The organism is Acidiferrobacter sp. SPIII_3 (genome assembly GCF_003184265.1).
Classification (GTDB): Bacteria; Pseudomonadota; Gammaproteobacteria; order Acidiferrobacterales; family Acidiferrobacteraceae; genus Acidiferrobacter.
The window spans coordinates 2,278,468-2,295,078 of record NZ_CP027663.1; the positions used below are offsets into that span (position 1 = coordinate 2,278,468).

Annotated in this window: 15 protein-coding genes; 6 read left to right on the plus strand and 9 right to left on the minus strand. The window is 56.2% G+C overall.

Annotated elements, in window-relative coordinates; genetic code table 11:
* Positions 1-19 precede the first annotated feature (19 nt).
* Both tnpB and C4901_RS11470 read right to left on the minus strand, forming a co-directional pair.
* Positions 20-454, minus strand: a complete 435-nt coding sequence (gene tnpB, locus C4901_RS11465) for an IS66 family insertion sequence element accessory protein TnpB (RefSeq protein ID WP_110137442.1) — start codon at positions 452-454, stop codon at positions 20-22.
* A complete protein-coding gene (locus C4901_RS11470; RefSeq protein ID WP_110137443.1) occupies positions 451-873 on the minus strand; it encodes a hypothetical protein in 423 nt (140 codons plus the stop codon). Before C4901_RS11470 ends, tnpB begins: the two co-directional genes overlap by 4 nt.
* A 117-nt stretch (positions 874-990) precedes the next feature.
* Here C4901_RS11470 and C4901_RS11475 point away from each other — a divergent pair, with 117 nt between their 5' ends.
* Positions 991-1,383: a site-specific integrase gene (locus C4901_RS11475; RefSeq protein WP_205735967.1), complete on the plus strand. Its 393-nt coding sequence runs from the start codon at positions 991-993 to the stop codon at positions 1,381-1,383.
* Between the two features lie 293 nt (positions 1,384-1,676).
* Here C4901_RS11475 and C4901_RS11480 read toward each other — a convergent pair whose 3' ends face one another.
* From C4901_RS11480 to C4901_RS18620, 3 genes are read right to left on the minus strand one after another with little or no spacing between them, the layout of a single operon-like run.
* Positions 1,677-2,282 (minus strand): transposase, encoded by a 606-nt coding sequence (locus tag C4901_RS11480; protein WP_370445914.1) that lies wholly within the window; start codon positions 2,280-2,282, stop codon positions 1,677-1,679.
* On the minus strand, positions 2,264-2,530 hold the full coding sequence (locus C4901_RS19465) for a transposase (RefSeq protein ID WP_110137446.1): 267 nt from the start codon (positions 2,528-2,530) through the stop codon (positions 2,264-2,266). Before C4901_RS19465 ends, C4901_RS11480 begins: the two co-directional genes overlap by 19 nt.
* Entirely contained in the window at positions 2,436-3,167 is a 732-nt protein-coding gene (locus C4901_RS18620) for a hypothetical protein (protein ID WP_110137447.1), read from the minus strand. Before C4901_RS18620 ends, C4901_RS19465 begins: the two co-directional genes overlap by 95 nt.
* A 381-nt stretch (positions 3,168-3,548) precedes the next feature.
* On the opposite strand from C4901_RS18620, the gene C4901_RS11495 reads away from it, so the two are divergent.
* Genes C4901_RS11495 through C4901_RS11505 form a run of 3 tightly spaced genes read left to right on the plus strand, consistent with a single transcriptional unit; the run spans position 3,549 to position 9,515 of the window.
* Entirely contained in the window at positions 3,549-6,206 is a 2,658-nt protein-coding gene (locus tag C4901_RS11495) for a class I SAM-dependent DNA methyltransferase (protein ID WP_205735968.1), read from the plus strand.
* Positions 6,203-8,326, plus strand: coding sequence for a DEAD/DEAH box helicase (locus tag C4901_RS11500; RefSeq protein ID WP_110137448.1), 2,124 nt, complete (start codon positions 6,203-6,205; stop codon positions 8,324-8,326). The genes C4901_RS11495 and C4901_RS11500 overlap by 4 nt, the downstream gene beginning before the upstream one ends.
* On the plus strand, positions 8,319-9,515 hold the full coding sequence (locus tag C4901_RS11505) for a GIY-YIG nuclease family protein (RefSeq protein ID WP_110137449.1): 1,197 nt from the start codon (positions 8,319-8,321) through the stop codon (positions 9,513-9,515). The genes C4901_RS11500 and C4901_RS11505 overlap by 8 nt, the downstream gene beginning before the upstream one ends.
* 294 nt (positions 9,516-9,809) lie before the next feature.
* On the opposite strand, the gene C4901_RS11510 is transcribed toward C4901_RS11505, so the two are convergent.
* On the minus strand, positions 9,810-11,513 hold the full coding sequence (locus C4901_RS11510) for an IS1634 family transposase (RefSeq protein ID WP_110137450.1): 1,704 nt from the start codon (positions 11,511-11,513) through the stop codon (positions 9,810-9,812).
* 114 nt (positions 11,514-11,627) lie between these two features.
* On the minus strand, positions 11,628-12,395 hold the full coding sequence (locus tag C4901_RS17330; protein ID WP_145960706.1) for a hypothetical protein: 768 nt from the start codon (positions 12,393-12,395) through the stop codon (positions 11,628-11,630).
* Between the two features lie 1,019 nt (positions 12,396-13,414).
* On the opposite strand from C4901_RS17330, the gene C4901_RS11530 reads away from it, so the two are divergent.
* Both C4901_RS11530 and C4901_RS11535 read left to right on the plus strand, forming a co-directional pair.
* Positions 13,415-14,755: a hypothetical protein gene (locus C4901_RS11530; protein ID WP_110137453.1), complete on the plus strand. Its 1,341-nt coding sequence runs from the start codon at positions 13,415-13,417 to the stop codon at positions 14,753-14,755.
* A 139-nt stretch (positions 14,756-14,894) separates the two neighbouring features.
* Positions 14,895-15,944 (plus strand): hypothetical protein, encoded by a 1,050-nt coding sequence (locus C4901_RS11535; protein WP_205735970.1) that lies wholly within the window; start codon positions 14,895-14,897, stop codon positions 15,942-15,944.
* A gap of 194 nt (positions 15,945-16,138) precedes the next feature.
* On the opposite strand, the gene C4901_RS11540 is transcribed toward C4901_RS11535, so the two are convergent.
* Together C4901_RS11540 and C4901_RS17750 are read right to left on the minus strand one after the other, a co-directional pair.
* A complete protein-coding gene (locus tag C4901_RS11540; protein WP_110137454.1) occupies positions 16,139-16,438 on the minus strand; it encodes a phospholipase D-like domain-containing protein in 300 nt (99 codons plus the stop codon).
* Entirely contained in the window at positions 16,435-16,611 is a 177-nt protein-coding gene (locus C4901_RS17750) for a hypothetical protein (RefSeq protein WP_168185699.1), read from the minus strand. The genes C4901_RS11540 and C4901_RS17750 overlap by 4 nt, the downstream gene beginning before the upstream one ends.

A 16,611-nucleotide genomic window follows, 5' to 3' on the forward strand; every position in this document is an offset into this window, starting at 1 on the left:
CAGATCTTACCGCGCGTGGTTATGGAACGCAAGCCCCCACCCCAAGCCCGGCCTCGTCCCCGCCCCGCGGGACCGCAGCCGGCGAGCGCGGCCCCCGCTTAGCGCCCACCGGGCGCCACAACGGCGGGGCGTGGGATTGCGTTGGGTCCCCCGCGCTCAGCAAGACTTGCACCTCGTGTGCTAAGGCCTCACTCACCACCCCGTCTGCAGCCTGGGGCCAATAACGAAACCGACCGCGTGACAGGCGCTTGTGACAGAGCCAGAATCCCTGGCCGTCATAGACTAGGAGTTTGATGGCCGTGTGCGAACGGCTGCGAAACACAAACACCGTCCCCTGGAAGGGATCCTCTTGCAGGATTGTGCGACAGCACTGCGCCAAGCCATCAATACCGGCCCGAAAGTCCACCGATTCCACCGCCACCAGCACGCGCATGTGCGGGGTGATGGCGATCATGGCGCCCCCCAGAATGTCGCGCAAAGACTCGTCAGACGGTCAAGCCCGGGACCGTTTAAGCTCACCCGCATCGTCCCCCCACGCGCATTCTGAATCTCCACGACACACTCAGCGATTCCTGTCCTGGCCGCGGGTGTCGATCCCGACAACGCGACAAAGGTCACGGTGTGCGGGTCGGCGGCCCTCGCGAACCCCGCGCCCTCCATGCGCTTTAGGAGCCGCGGGCCATCCACATGCAGACGCTGTGCAGTCTGTACTACCCCGTACTGCCGGGCCATCTCCACGGCCGCGGCCCATAAGGCCTTGGGGATCCGTGCGCCCCGCTGGCGGCTCTCCCGCCAGCGCTGGAAGAGCGCTCGTGTGGACTCAAACGTCTCGCCGCCCTCCGGCCCTTCCATCGTCTGCCTGGTCTCGTTCATTCGCTGCGTTCCTCATCGGTTGAAATACGCAGCGAACGTTAGCAGGGACAAAAAACCGTTTCTTGCATGCTTACCGGAAAGACACGCCCAATCATAACATGGGCGATCGAGACCGCCATGCGCCGGGGCGAGATCGCACTGATGCGCTGGGACCACCTTGACCGCAAAACCCGCGTGTTACTGATTCCGACAAGCAAGACAGGAGCGCCCCGGCGCGTGCCGTTGTCATCGACCGCACTGGGAATTCTGGACGATCTACCACGCCACATCACCGGGCAAGTGTGGAGCCTACGCTCTAACTCGATTAGTCAGGCCTTTGGTGCAATCTGCAAGGCAGCCAGTATTGAGGGGCTGACCTTTCATGATCTGCGGCATGAGGCGACTTCACGACTTTTTGAGAAAGGGCTAAATCCCATGGAAGCGGCAGCCATTACGGGGCACAAGACTCTGCAGATGCTCAAACGGTACACTCACTTGAGGGCAGAGGATCTGGTGGAGAGGCTGGGGTAAGCCGTTGCAATAAAAAAGAAGGCGCGGTAAATCACGAGGCCCAAGCGATATGATATCTGATCCGACGTTACCCCCGGGCAAATGGTGGCGCATCATACGGGCTCAATGGCAACTATTTACAGCATGCGGCGCCGGCGCTCGCAGGGCACGTAACGACGAGCATGCCGATGCCAAGATAGTGACACACAATAGGCAAAATACACCATGAATGTAGTTGAAATCGAAGCCGCAATATCCGAATTAGCGCTTCAGCCTTTTGACAAAGAGGAGTTTCCGTTCGCCTTTCTGGTTCCTCAGCAGAATCTGTGGGTGAGCTCCGGCTCTGGTAGTGCGCCAAGCTTATGATAAAGCATGATCTTTATAGCTTTTGGGGTGCGAAATCCATAGGATGTCCTGATACTCGCTTTGAGTTTGTTGTTTAGGCCTTCGACGGCACCAAGAGAGACCTCATCGCGGGCCGCGAACCAGTTCAAGATGAGCGGCTTGTGTACACGGATCATGCGCGCAATCTTCTTCATCGGTTCCAGGCGTGAGCGCATCACCTTCTTGCACCATTGGTCCATGAATTTTTCGGCCCATGCCGGCGAGACGTACTCCCAAAACATCTGGAACTCCTCCTTGAGCAGATAAGCTCGTATGGATTTCAGGTTGTACGAGAGCAGATCCTTCAGTTTGATCGCCTGGTTCTCGGTTAAATTCTCAGGGCGCTTTAAGAGGCACCAGCGCGAGTGCGTCAGGATCACCTTCGTCCCGGGGGTGAGGCGTTTCAGGGTGCGCGTTTCTTGCGCGCGCACCTCATCGATCGCCTTGTTCATCTTGGCGGCGATGTGGTAGCGATCCAGGATGTTCAGGGCATTGGGGGCGTGTCGGGCGATGACATTCAGATAGGGCTTCCACATGTCCGAGCAGACGAAGGTGATGAGCGCACTGCGCTCCTTACCAAACCAGGTGAAGAACTGACGCAGGCTCTTCTGGGGGCGTGTCGGGCGATGACATTCAGATAGGGCTTCCACATGTCCGAGCAGACGAAGGTGATGAGCGCACTGCGCTCCTTACCAAACCAGGTGAAGAACTGACGCAGGCTCTTCTCTCGGCGATCCTCGACGACAAATAAAAGCCGCTTCATGCCCTCGTTGATCTGATACACGAGCGTGAGGAACTTGCCCTTCTTCCAATAGATCTCGTCTACGCCGAGGGCCGAGATGCCGGTTCATGCCCTCGTTGATCTGATACACGAGCGTGAGGAACTTGCCCTTCTTCCAATAGATCTCGTCTACGCCGAGGGCCGAGATGCCGGTGAGATCCAGGCGTTCGCGGCCCCAGATCACGGCCATCTCCACGGAGCGAAAGACGCTTTCCCAGCTGGTCTGAAAGCGCCGCGCGACCACCTGCCAGCTCAGCAGCTTAGCCCAGCTGGCGAGAAACCAGGCAAAGCTCTGCGTGACGGGACGTTTGCCCAGGGCCCATGGCAGATACTCGACGTGAATGCCGCATGCGTCGCACGCCAACCGCCGGGGCGCGTACAGGAACCAGGTCGGCATGCCCCACAGCGGCACGAACTGAAAGCGCCGCTCGGGAAGGGTGTCGTAGCCCGGTGCGGGCTGCTGGCACTGCGAGCAGTGGCCCTGCCGGCTTTCATGCGCGCGCAGGCCGATCTCGATGGTCGGCATGGCCGCTAAGCCCCTTCCGCGGGCCTTGCTGGCCGGGCGAATACGACTCCACTCATAGACAAAGCCCTTCATCGGTTCCACACGGTTCAAGAGCGTCTTCAAGGCGAGGTGCATAGATCATCCCGTTCTGAGAAACTGGGAGTATGCGGAACTGGTTCACCCGGCTCAAGCGCCACGATCCCCACGCCGCCCGCGTCTCTGCGAGCGGTGTGCAAGCCCTTCGCTCAAACGCCAGATCGCGACCTACCCGGTCGATCTGACGGGCCGACTCGCCGGCCGCCGTGTCGATGTCTACCGCGTGGAACTCGATCGCTGCCGGCAGTGCGGCCACCTTATGCCGACCCCCGAGGGACAAGCCAAGGTGAAACGCTGCGTCAAAGTCGGGAAGAAAATCTTCCTCAAAAGCCTCGATTAGCCACGCCGACTACCCACACTTTGTGCGGAAGAGCCGCCTTTCTAAAGGCCTTTGGCAATAAGGAAACTACGATCAATCGGTTGCGCAAGGGCGAGACGAACGCTTCCGACATGGCGGGCGGTGTACTCCAACGCAACAATATCCATCTTGCAGCGTGTGAGCCTGGTACCGTAAGCGCCACGTTGAGAGCGCTACGTGAAAGCCCCAAAACTGCCGCCGCTAAGACTAAGTTCATCTTGGCGACCGATGGCCAGACACTGGAAGCAGAAGACCTCACCAGCGGCGAAACTATCGCCTCGGGCTACTCCGATTTTGCCCAGCATTTCGGCTTTTTCTTGCCCTTGGCCGGCATCTCCACCGTCAAGGAGATCAAGAACAACCCTATCGACGTCAGGGCGACCGGACGGCTTAACAAACTCTACGTGGAGCTGTTGAAGGACAACCCCGAATGGGCAACCGAAGCGCGTCGCCACGACCTGAATCACTTCATGGCACGGCTGATTTTCTGCTTTTTTGCCGAGGATACAGATATCTTCCCTGGCGGTAAGCTGTTTACTCGGACCATTGAGCAGATGGCCGAGCGCGAGGGCGGCAACACCCACGAGATCCTTGGCACGTTGTTTCGCGCGATGAATGTAAAGCATTCCGAGCGCGCGTCTGCGAGCCTGCCACGCTGGAGCAACGAGCTCCCCTATGTCAACGGCGGTCTGTTTTCAGGCAGTACCGACGTACCACGCTTCTCGCGTATGGCGCGCACCTACCTGCTGCATGCGGGGCAATTGAACTGGGCCCAAATTAACCCCGATATTTTTGGGTCAATGATTCAGGCGGTGGCGGACGAAGGTGAGCGCGGCGCCCTGGGCATGCACTACACTAGCGTGCCCAACATCCTAAAGGTGCTGAATCCACTGTTTCTTGACGACCTGCGCGCGCAACTTGAGGCTGCGGGAAGCAATCCGCGTCTGCTGCTCAACTTGCGTAAGCGCATGGCAAAAATCCGCGTTTTTGATCCTGCCTGTGGATCGGGCAACTTCTTGGTGATTGCCTACAAAGAAATGCGCGCCATCGAAGCGGACATCAACCGGCGTCGTGACGAACCTGACCTACATACGGCAATCCCACTCAACAACTTCCGCGGAATTGAGTTGCGCGACTTCGCGGTCGAGATTGCACGACTGGCGCTCGTCATTGCTGAGTACCAGTGTGATGTTCTCTATCGAGGCCAGAGGCTGGCGCTTGTCGAATTTCTGCCACTGGACGCCAAGAACTGGATCACTTGCGGCAACGCGCTGCAACTGGATTGGTTAAGTGTCTTCCCACCTACAGGTAGCGGTGTCAGGGTTGTTTCTGATGATTTATTTCAGACACCCCTTGATCAGGCCGAGATCGATTTCGAGAACGAGGGCGGTGAGACGTATATCTGCGGAAATCCGCCATACCTTGGTTCAACGTGGCAGTCTCCAGAGCAGAAATCAGATCTTAAAACCATTTTCGAGCGCCGTACAACAAGCTGGAAATCACTGGACTATGTCGCCGGTTGGTTTATGAAGGCCGCTGATTACGGTACCAAAACAGACTCCGCAGCCGCTTTTGTATCAACCAACTCCATCTGCCAAGGGCAGCAGGTGCCTATTCTTTGGCCGCTCATTTTTGCTGTTGGGAGCACCATTGAGTTCGCGCATACGTCGTTTAAGTGGGCGAATCTTGCAAGCCGCAATGCCGGTGTCACCGTAGCGATTGTAGGAATCTCTCATCATGAGAGAAAAACGCGAAGGCTCTTTTCGGCTGGAGCGGACGGCAGTGTTATCGCCAAAGAAGTGGATTACATCAACGCCTACTTGATAGCAGGACCTGATGTGATCATCGCGAAAATGGCTCAGCCTATTCAAGGGTTGGCGTCCATGGATTTTGGCAACAAGCCCGTGGACGGAGGACACCTCTTACTAACGAGCGACGAAGTCGACGCGTTAGGTCTAAGCCCTGAACAGAATGCCCGATTTATTCGCCGCATCTACGGATCTGCCGAATTCATTCGCGGTCTGCAGCGCTACTGCTTGTGGATTGAAGATCAGCATTTAGACGAAGCTCTGCGCATCGCATCCATTCAGCGCCGAATTGATAGTGTTCGTACCATACGACTTGCCAGCCGAGACAGCGGCGCCAATGCAATGGCCGCACGATCACACCAGATGCGAGAGATGAATATTGGGCAGAAACAGACAATTGTTATGCCTTGCGTTTCATCAGAAGCCCGTGATTATTTGCCTGTTGGATTAGTTGACCAAAGGTCAACGGTTACAAATCTTGCTTTCGCCCTCTACGACGCCCCCCTCTGGAACATGGCGCTGATCGCCTCGCGCCTGCATTTAGTCTGGATTGCAACTGTCTGCGGAAAGCTGGAGACCCGATACCGGTACTCCAACACCCTCGGCTGGAACACTTTCCCCGTGCCGGTGTTGACCGAGCAAAACAAGACTGACCTCACCCGCTGCGCGGAAGATATTCTGCTGGCCCGCGAAGCGCATTTCCCGGCCACAATCGCCGATCTCTACGACCCAGACCAGATGCCGGAGAACCTGCGTCGTGCCCATGAGCGCAATGACGAAGTGCTCGAGCGCATTTACATCGGCCGCCGCTTCCGTAACGATACCGAACGCTTGGAGAAACTGTTTGACCTGTACGCCAAGATGACAGGAGCCCGAACGACCACCAAGAAGGCCAGGAAGACCGTATTATGACCACCACCGATAACCCCACCAACAAGTACACGGTCCCGTCGGTGTCGATTACGACCACCCGCACGGGCGTATCGAGCAAGACCAATGCCCTGGGCATGCGGCCGATGCAGGAACGCGCCTATGCCAAGCGCGGTGAACAGTATTTGCTGATCAAGTCGCCGCCAGCCTCAGGGAAATCGCGCGCGTTGATGTTCATTGCTCTCGATAAACTGCACAACCAAGGGCTCAAGCAGGCCATCATTGTTGTACCAGAGCGCGCCATTGGCGGGAGCTTTTCTGATGAACCGCTGAGCGCGCAGGGCTTCTGGGCCGACTGGACGGTCAGTCCGCAATGGAATCTGTGCAATGCGCCGGGTGTAGATGAGCCGCATGTTGCGAAGTCTAAGGTCAAGGCCGTGAGCGACTTTCTGGCCAGTGATGGTCAGGTCCTCGTGTGTACGCATGCCACGTTTCGCTTTGCCGTAGACGAGCTGGGTGTGGAGGCCTTTGATGAGCGATTGATTGCCGTAGACGAGTTCCACCACGTCAGCAGCAACCCAGACAACCGACTGGGTACCCAGCTCGGTACACTCATCGCGCGGAACAAGGTCCACGTCGTGGCCATGACCGGTTCGTATTTCCGGGGCGATGCGGTGGCGGTGCTGGCGCCCCAAGATGAGGCGCGTTTCGAGACCGTCACCTACACGTACTATGAGCAGCTCAACGGCTACCAATATCTCAAAGCACTGGACATCGGCTACTTCTTTTATACCGGCCGTTATCCGGACGCGATTACGAAGGTGCTTGACCCGTCCCTGAAGACTATCGTGCATATCCCGAGCGTCAACTCCCGCGAGAGCCTAAAGGATAAGCACAGGGAGGTCGAGGAAATCATGGATGCGCTCGGCACCTGGAACGGCGTGGATCCGGTGACAGGGTTCCATTTAATCGCATTGCCGGCCCCCCAAGGGGGGCGTGTTATCAAAGTGGCTGATTTGGTAGATGACGGCGACACGGCCAGGCGCTCCAAAGTCCTGTCAGCCCTGAAAAATCCGGCACAGCGCCATAACCGGGACCATGTGGATATTATTATCGCTCTCGGCATGGCAAAAGAAGGCTTCGACTGGATTTGGTGTGAGCATGCCTTGACCATCGGTTATCGCAGCAGTTTGACCGAGATCGTGCAGATTATCGGTCGCGCCACACGCGATGCGCCCGGCAAAGAAAGAACGCGCTTTACCAACCTCATAGCCGAACCGGACGCCACTGAGGCCGCCGTGGTCGATGCGGTCAATGATACGCTCAAGGCGATTGCCGCCAGCCTCTTGATGGAGCAGGTATTGGCTCCGCGCTTCGAGTTCACGCCCAAGAACGCCGGCCCTCAGGAAGGCTTCGACTATGGGCCCACAGGCTATGCCGAGGGCGGGCGCAATGTCGGTATCAACGAGGAGACCGGCCAGTACCACGTGGAGATCGGGGGACTTACGATGCCCAAAAGTCCCGAAGCCCACCGCATTTGCCGCGAGGATCTGAATGAGGTCATCACGGCGTTCGTTCAAGACAAGTCCGCTGTGGAGCGTGGCCTCTTTGACCAAGAGAATACACTGCCTGAGGAATTGACGCAGTTGCGCATGGGCAAGATTGTGCGTGAGCGCTATCCAGAATTGAGTGACACAGATCAGGAGGCCGTCCGTCAGCATGCGATTGCCACTTTAAACATCACGCAACAGGCCAAGCAGCAAATGGCCAACGGGATGCAGGAAGGCGAAGACGGAAGGGGTAACATGGCCCTGATCCACGGCGTGCGCAAATTCATAAACGTACATGACCTGGACATCGATCTCATCGACCGCATCAACCCTTTCGGTGCCGCGTATTCCGTTCTGGCAAAGGCAATGGAAGAAAAGACGCTCCGCCAGGTGCAGGCCTCCATCGCCGCCAAACGCACGAACATCGCTTATGATGAGGCCCGGGAACTGGCGCAACGCGCCCTGCAATTCAAAGAGGAGCGTGGTCGGTTGCCACAAATCAATGCGCAGGATGCCTGGGAACGGCGCATGGCGGAAGGGGTCGCCGCCTTTGCGAGATACCGTGCGCAGCAGAAGGCCGCCGAAGGGCGCGAAGGGGATGACGATGTCTGACCTGTCCGATGATGAACTGCTAGATGCTCTGGGCGTTGACGTCACGCCAACCAAGGTCGGGAGCCATACGCCGCGCAAGGAACGCATTATGGCGGGGTTTGAGGATATCCTGCGTTTCTACAAAAGCCATGGACGTGCACCGCAGCACGGGGAGGCGCACGATATCTTCGAGCGTCTGTATGCCGTGCGCCTGGACCGCCTTCGCAGCCTGCCGGAAGCCCGCCAGCTCCTGGAAGCGATGGACGTTCATAATCTATTGACGCCCGAGGAAGGCGCCGAGCCGTCCCCGGTCGAAGCGCTTGATGACGAGGCGCTGCTGGCAAGGCTTGGAGTCAGCGCCCACGATGACGCAGACATCACCGTGCTCAAGCACGTCACTTCCTATGAAGAGCGGCATGCCGCAGAAGAGGTAGCCGATCGCACGCCCTGCCAGGATTTCGCGCGCTTCAAGCCGTTGTTTGGCAAAGTCGAGAATGACCTTAAGACCGGCCTACGGCGGACAATACCCTTCCGCAAAGAGGGGGCCAATATCCTAGAAGGGGATTTCTTTATTCTGGCCGGCCAACTCGTCTATGTCGCCGAGGTAGGCGAGTCCCTCAAAACATCAATCGGTAGAAATGATGCCCGTTTGCGGGTCGTCTATATCAACGGCACCGAGAGCAACCTCTTGCGTCGATCGCTCCAGCGCGCCCTCTATAAGGACGAAACCGGACGGCGTGTGACACCGGAACCCGACCCCGGCCCCGTGTTCAGCGAGATATGGGAAGAAGACGACATTGAAAGCGGCACCATCTATGTGTTGCGCAGCCTCTCTCATCATCCGTTTATTGCTGAACATCGGGAGCTTGTTCATAAGATTGGCGTCACGGGCGGTAAGGTGGAAACCCGTATTGCCAATGCGGCACACGACGCGACTTACTTGCTGGCGGATGTGGAGGTCGTGGCCAGTTACAAGTTGTCCGGAATCAATCGTATTAAGCTAGAAAACGTCTTCCACCGCATTTTCGCTGCGGCACAACTCGACCTGACTATTGAAGACCGATTCGGGAATCCGGTGCGCCCACGGGAGTGGTTTCTCGTACCGCTCCCGGTCATTGACGAAGCGGTCGATCGTATTCGTGATGGTTCTATTACTGAGGTCATCTACGACCCCGCGAGCGCGCGATTGATAGAATCAGGAGCCGGGTAAGCAGGCGTATATGGTTTTCTATATCCTTGCAACACCAGGATCTCGGCCGCCGCGCAGGTTGATATTGCGATCCCATCTGCATTTCCGCAAGGCTGGCCGGCTATTACATTACAGACACTCTCGCCTTACGAACTCATCCGTTGAGATAACGCAATCATCCCGTTCCAGAAGTGCGGCCGTATGCCTTAATGCTTCTATCGTTCCTTTATCGCTAGTCTGAAGTTGCTTTCGCCGCCGAGTAGTTTTCCCTTATCTTTCAATCTCATGGATTGAAAAGGCGGTTCCGCGTGCTGCCTACACCGGGAAAGTCGCTATAAGCTCCATGGCCCGCTGCTGCAAAGGGGTCGGTTGGGTCGTAACGGTAAAGGTCGGGGCATCGTCCTCTGCGGAGGTTCGGCAGGTGTTGCAGACGATGGTCGCAAGATCGGCGAGCAAGGTCTGGAAGCTGTGTACGGGCGTCCCATCATCTTGTTGATGTCGTGAGGCCTTTCTCTTTGCCGCTCTTGAGCGCTGAGCCGGGGCTACCGGATCGCGGGTCTCTTTGGCTTTCTGATCCTCGTCGGTAAACATCAACTCCCGCCAGGCCGCGCGCATATGCCACTCGACGTAGTAGGCCAACATGCAGAGGAAGATGTGGGCTTTCACTCTGTCAGCTAAGCGATGATGGATGGGGCGTATTTTCAGGTCCATGGTTTTCAGGGAGCGAAAGGCGCGCTCGACCTGGGCCAAGGACTTGTAGTGGCGCACACAGGTGGCGGCATCCATACGCTCGTCCACAACCGAGGTGCGGATGATATAGAGGCCATCAAGGGCCGCTTCGGCTGTAATGGCTTCGGTCTTGCGTGCAAAAGAGAACGCGGTATCCTGAATATCCAGAGTGAAGTGTTTGGCCATCTTATAGCGGTTCACGATCTGGCCCACCTTCAGGCCGATGTGATCTCGCCCTGTCAGGCGTCCGGCTTCGACACGGATTTGAATCTTTCGGAGGCTCTCTTCGGTGGCCACCAGAAGGTCTTCGCGCTTATGGCCGCGCAGTTTCCGCAACTCCGGATTGCGACACGCGACCAAGCGCTCACCCGGATAATCGGGGTGAGAGAGATCTAGCAGGTTGCGCTCGTCAAAGAGGTCAGGTTGTAGGGTTTTGTCTTCGACCAAAGCGCGAATCGAGACGCCCCTCAGGGCCGTGATCCAATCAATCCCGTCTTGTTCGCGGATGGCGTCGATTGCCTTTTGCGAGATCATGCCGCGGTCGCCGACCATCACGAACTGCTCGATACCGAAGTCGGTCTTCAAGCGTTGGATCTCCGGCATCAAGGTCGTGGGATCGGCCACATTCCCCTCATGCACGGAGATCGCCACCGGACAGCCTCGGCCATCGGTCATCAACCCATACTCGACCTGCAGGGTGCCGTGCTTGCCATCACGGCTATAGCCGCGCTTGGCTAACGGACAAGTGTGACCTTCGAAATAACTCGATGACAAGTCATACAACACCAGCCCGCCTTCGGTGAGATGGCGAGCGGCCAACTTCTTCTGGATGCGGTCCTGACGGGCCAGCAGCCAGTCCATGGCGGCATAGCAATCCTGTTCATCGACATCAGCGACCCCAAAGATGTCTACCACGGTGGTGCTGTGCCACCAGCGGGTGGTGGCGAGCTTCGTGTGCGGGGCCAGGATCCGGGAGGCGATCAAGGCGAACACGATATCCCGCTCCCGGCAGGGCTTGCCACTGATCAGCGTGGGAAGACCCAACCGCTGCATCATCGCGGCCACCGCATCGACATGCCCATGGGCTTGGGAGCGGGTCACCACGAACCCGGACCCTGCCACTTGCAGATCAGCCCCACTCAACACCGCTCGGATCAACGCCACCTGCGCCATAGGCAGGTGCGAGAGATTGGCGAGCGTACGTTTCTTGACCTTCTTCCCCTCGCGATAGGATTCGCGCAGGAGAATGGTGGGGGTCGATCCGCGATTGGGCACGATATGGATATGCATGCCTACTACATATCACACACATATCTTCATGTCAAGCATTATTGCATATAATACATGCCTACATTATGACAAACACAAAATCCCCTAAAACCTTGTTAAATCACAGATCAGGGATCAATTCCGGGACGTTTTTCGGAGCAACTTCAGGCTAGTCACAAGTATATCCCTGGCCGCCCAATCGATGGCAAGGCAAATGAGGGCGTCTGCGTAGTCATTGCCATCAATCATCCGCCCCTTATTTTTTGCCTCGTATAATCGATACAACATATACCCGACGTACGGTGCCTGCACACTTGCGTTGCTTATGGCTTTATGGCGGCTTATCGACGTGTTCGCCGGTACGCCGCGCCCCGCCCCATCGAGATTATCCATCAAGGCCCTTCTGGTTACGCCATATAAGCCATTGCGCAAGGGGAAAAACGCGGCCGTTCCAAGCAAGGGCGTCATGCGATCCACATACTGCCGCTCCTCTCTTCGCAAAATCTCCCCAAAGATTTTTCCATAATCCACAAGGGGGCGCAGCTCTCCATCCGGGTAACGTAGATACTTGGCATGCAAGTCATCCAGTGATCCTGTTTCCGCTACTATTCCGAGCGTTTGCTCAAGCAAATCGCGATCCTCACGGCGGCTTTGGTTAACGCTGTGTGGTACACCGGCACGATCCGCCCACAGTACCGCACTGTCATCAAGAAGACGAGGGACACGACATTTCAGGAAATTGCTGAGCGCAAGGGCATAGTCGTTCTTTGTCGCTTTTATGAGGTGACTTGCCAATTCGAAACACGTTATTGGGCAGACAGCGATATCAACACCACGCTGGATGGCTATTTCGAGCTTCCTTCTAGGGATGCCGCGGATCGCGCATGTATCGAGTATATACATGGCTGCCATCTACCGCGTCGCCGACCAGCCGCAGAGGCGTTGGCGATCGAGGCAAACCGCCGCGGGATTGCCCAGAAGGATGTCGGCCTCGACGTTTGACAAGGATTGGAGCACCGTCCAGCGCTATATCAAGCACTTCAGCGTACACGATCCTGATGCTGCGGTACAGGTTGCTAATTGCTAACATTTCGATCCGTTACCCGTTGGCATAATCGTCAAATGTCGCTTCATCCATACTCTTTGTTAGCGGCCCGCCGTAACGCGGAGTTGGCTCCATGATACCCATGCTTCCCACGTTGTGCCTTGCGATCTTGGCACTTTTTGGCATAGGCTTGTCGCTGACCGGGTTCAAGGCCTACATTGGACATCACAACAACTCGGAGCATGAACCGTGGCGCTAAGACCTAAAGGATAAGTGCGCCGAAGGCAGGCGCGAACGCCACACCTAATGTGGAAGCGGAGCGCGTGAGCGCGATAACAACCTCCTATCTCATCGCCGAGCAGACCCGGTCGCTGGATGGCTGGCGCGCCAAAACCCTGACGGAGGTTCGCCGCCTTATCCACAAGGCGGACCCGGACATCATAGAGGAGTACAAATGGATCAAGCCCAGCAAAATCCCCCCGGGGTGCCCGTCCGGTCCCACGCTAGGATCATCTGTAGCTGCGAGGCCTACAAACAGGTAGTCAAGCTGACCTTCGCCCAGAGGGCCTTTGGCGGCCCCTCGGGATCTCTTCAACTCCCGTCTCGACGGGAACACGCATTGCGCCGTCGCCATCCGAGAGAGAGAAGTGCTCGATGCTTAGGCGCTCAAGGCCTTGATCCAAGCCGCGGTTGAGGATAATTTCCGGTCCAGCGCCCCAAAGTCAAAGGGCCGAGGCCGGACATGAGTCGACAGTTGCTCTGGGAGGAGACGTGAGGTGCAGCCCAACATTGAATTTGAGAGGGGTACCCCAAAAGCGGCGTGCCACTCAGCTTTGCGATAACCACCAAATCGCTAAACACTGATAGTATATTTCCCATGCCCGCCAACAATACAGGACTACTCATCTACTTCGACGAAGACCGTCGACGTGACCTAATTCAAGATGAAATCGAGGGTGGCTATAAACCATTCACGGATGCTTTAAGCGTTCCTGACTGGAAGCTGACACAACTTAACATTGCTTTGCTCGGGTTCTCCGACTCAACGATTGACTATATTTCCTTAGCGAAGAAGGGAAAGCGTGTCGTAACCTCAAAAAACAGAATTGAGTTCTCGGCAATGGTCAATCTTGGCGCGATACCCATTGGCGTGATCGAGTCGAGACTGAACGAGCGAATTCAACGGTATTTCGTGAAGGCCTCACAAGGCGCTGGCGGGGTTATTCCTCCTGCAACTTGGGCAGCCCTGATTGAAGCGATCAAGGCCGAACGCCCTGCCTTAGTGGGAGATATTGACCGACTAACTTCACTCAGGCGCTATTCTGGCTTTCGCCTGAAAGGTGGAGCTGCCGACATACTTCTTCAAGAACGGGAAGCTCTGGGCATCTCACTCGATATTTTTTCTGGCAACAATCAACTTCGTGACAAAGTGCTGAGCGCGTGGGCGCCATACGAAGGCACAGTCACAGAAGTAAACGACACAGAGGCAACAGCAACGCTCACCAACCTAGAACCCGGCCGCTCGTCATTTCTCAAGGGAATTCCTCAGCGCTACCTACAGGAAGAGGCTGCGATTCAACACGATCTATGCAATTGGCCGGGTATGACGCCACTGCACGAAACGGGCGTTTCAGTTTTTCATCAAGGTAATCGACATCTTGAGGTGCATTACGCTAACAGAAATGCTCTTGAGCGTACCCTCGGTGTCGACCTCATTTACTACAACGAGCCGTTTCAGCTATTCGTTTTGGTGCAGTACAAGCTGATGCGTGAGGAAGGTGATCTCGTTCTATATCGTCCTGATGCGCAACTTAAAGATGAACTCACCCGTATGGATACGTTCTACAACTCCACTCGAAGTGCCACCTCGATTCAGTCCCACGAGGAATATCGCCTCAGCGATGACGGGTTCATCCTGAAGTTTGTGCCAAGTAAAGGACTGACGCCTGCATCGGGAGAACTTATAAAGGGCATGTATATCCCGCGTGAATACATGCACTTTTTGCTAGGCCAGACCGGACCAAAGGGTCCGCGGGGCGGGGCCGAGATTACGTTTAGTGGGGCGCCACGCTACCTCACGAATTCACAATTCGCCGCAAGCGTTCACGCGGGGTGGATCGGCTCTAGGGGCGTTCAAACACAAACTCTTCGCGCAATGATTCGTCAGTTTTACGAATCCGGACACGCAATACTGGTGGCGTATGCAACCAGCCAATGACATCCGTCATGATAGCCGGCAGGCGGCTGACCCGCCAGTCCACGCGGGCGCTGCGCGATAAATCCGTGCATCGCCTGTGACTTCGACGTTCGGCGTCATGACTTAACGGTATATCGTCATACAGGATCTAGCAATATTTATGTTCACACTCATTGAGTCAAAAAAAGAAATCGCTAAGGTCCAACGCAAGCTGGAATCCAGTATTCGTAGAGATTTTAAGACAACGACAATTAGAGACATTGGCTATCCCGGAGGCACGACCTTCGACGCCTCTGTGTTCACCGATGGAACCTACTGGTACTGGTCATCAGATCACAATAGCAAGGATATCGCTAATCCAAGGCGCTTGAACTGGTTCGGCCTGTTTAAAAACGAAGGTCGTTTGCATATTTCTGTCGAGATAAACACCGCATACGAAGGGCGCAATGACCAAGTCGCAGGGTTCTTTGCTCGCGACAACGATACCGGATCGATCTACCTTCTGCATTCTGGGCGTGTTGGCGGCGGAACCAAAGGCGTTGGCCAATCTGCCTTTCTGACATGGAGCGACCAGCGTCCTGTTGATGTCGTCGACTCGTCTGGTAGTCTCAGAAAGGGCGTATTGGTTATGCCGATCGACGGCATTGCTGCAAGTCGTTCCGCTGTTCGGTACATCGATATTATTGTCCAATTTAAGCTGGCTGTTCGGGCTGGCGACATGGAGACACGTGAGTTTCACCGCAAGAAAAAGGAGTTCGACGACTTCTATTCTGAAGCGCGTGGAAGGCGAATGGGCCGACGGTCTGCCGAAATCGACTATTTGTCCCGTCATGGCGAGGTTGTTGATGCTTTGAATGCCTGGCGCACATCGGATCTGCTTCCCAAAGGCGGGCGCGTTGTTAAGAACGCCCTGATCGATATGGGGGTTACAGTCGGGCGTGACCTTGTTGAGGTCTTCGAAGTCAAAACGAGTACAGCACGATCAGATTTGTATACCGCCATCGGTCAACTCATGGTGCATGGTGCAGCGGCGGACTGCCGGCGAGTAATCGTTCTGCCTCACAAAGAGATAATAGCGTCGGACTTGAAAGCTGCCCTACAGAGGCTACGCATTGAGCTTCTGAAATTCAAGTTGGATGAACGGAAGGCGACGATCCTTCGACGCCGAACCAATAATTCAAAGCGGGACACGCTAAAGCGCGGTCCTTAATTCAAATGTTGAGCGTCCACAATAGATCGGCTGCGGAAACTGGCACAGCCGGAGCGCGGAAAGTTGTAGAAAACCTCCGCGCGTTGACACGTCAGCATTATTCCAGAGAAACTGCGCCAATAATGCCACCTAGTCAACCAAGCATGACAGAGTCCTGCCTAACTCTGGTTTGCACAAGTCAACGAATATGTATGTCAAAGCAAACCAACTTTCTCGTGATCGAAGCCGTCTCTCTGCGTGAAGTGTGCCGGCGCATAACACACCTGCGCCCCGGTCGCCCGAAGGCGCGCGTTCTCGCCGCGCGGTCGGCCGCCGTAGGGGCGTCGGTCGATCAAGATGCGGACGCGGATCCCGCGGCGGACATCTTGTGTGATGGCCTGGATAACGCGCCGATCAGTGGCGAGGTAGGCATTAATATCAAGTGTGCCGCGTGCCTGTTGGATAATGGCGATTACAGGCCCAACGCCGGCGTGCGGTTCGATGGATAGTGTCATGAGTTGTTCTTCCGGTTCTTCTGAATATCCTTGATGGTCTTGTCTATGATGATCCCCGGCGCGGCGCCCAAACCAAGGATGATGGCCAGGAGGCCCGTGGCAAATGCCGCCTCAAAAGCGTGATCGAACCCAAAGAAGGCCCAGATGATGACAAAGGCAATAATAAACAGCAT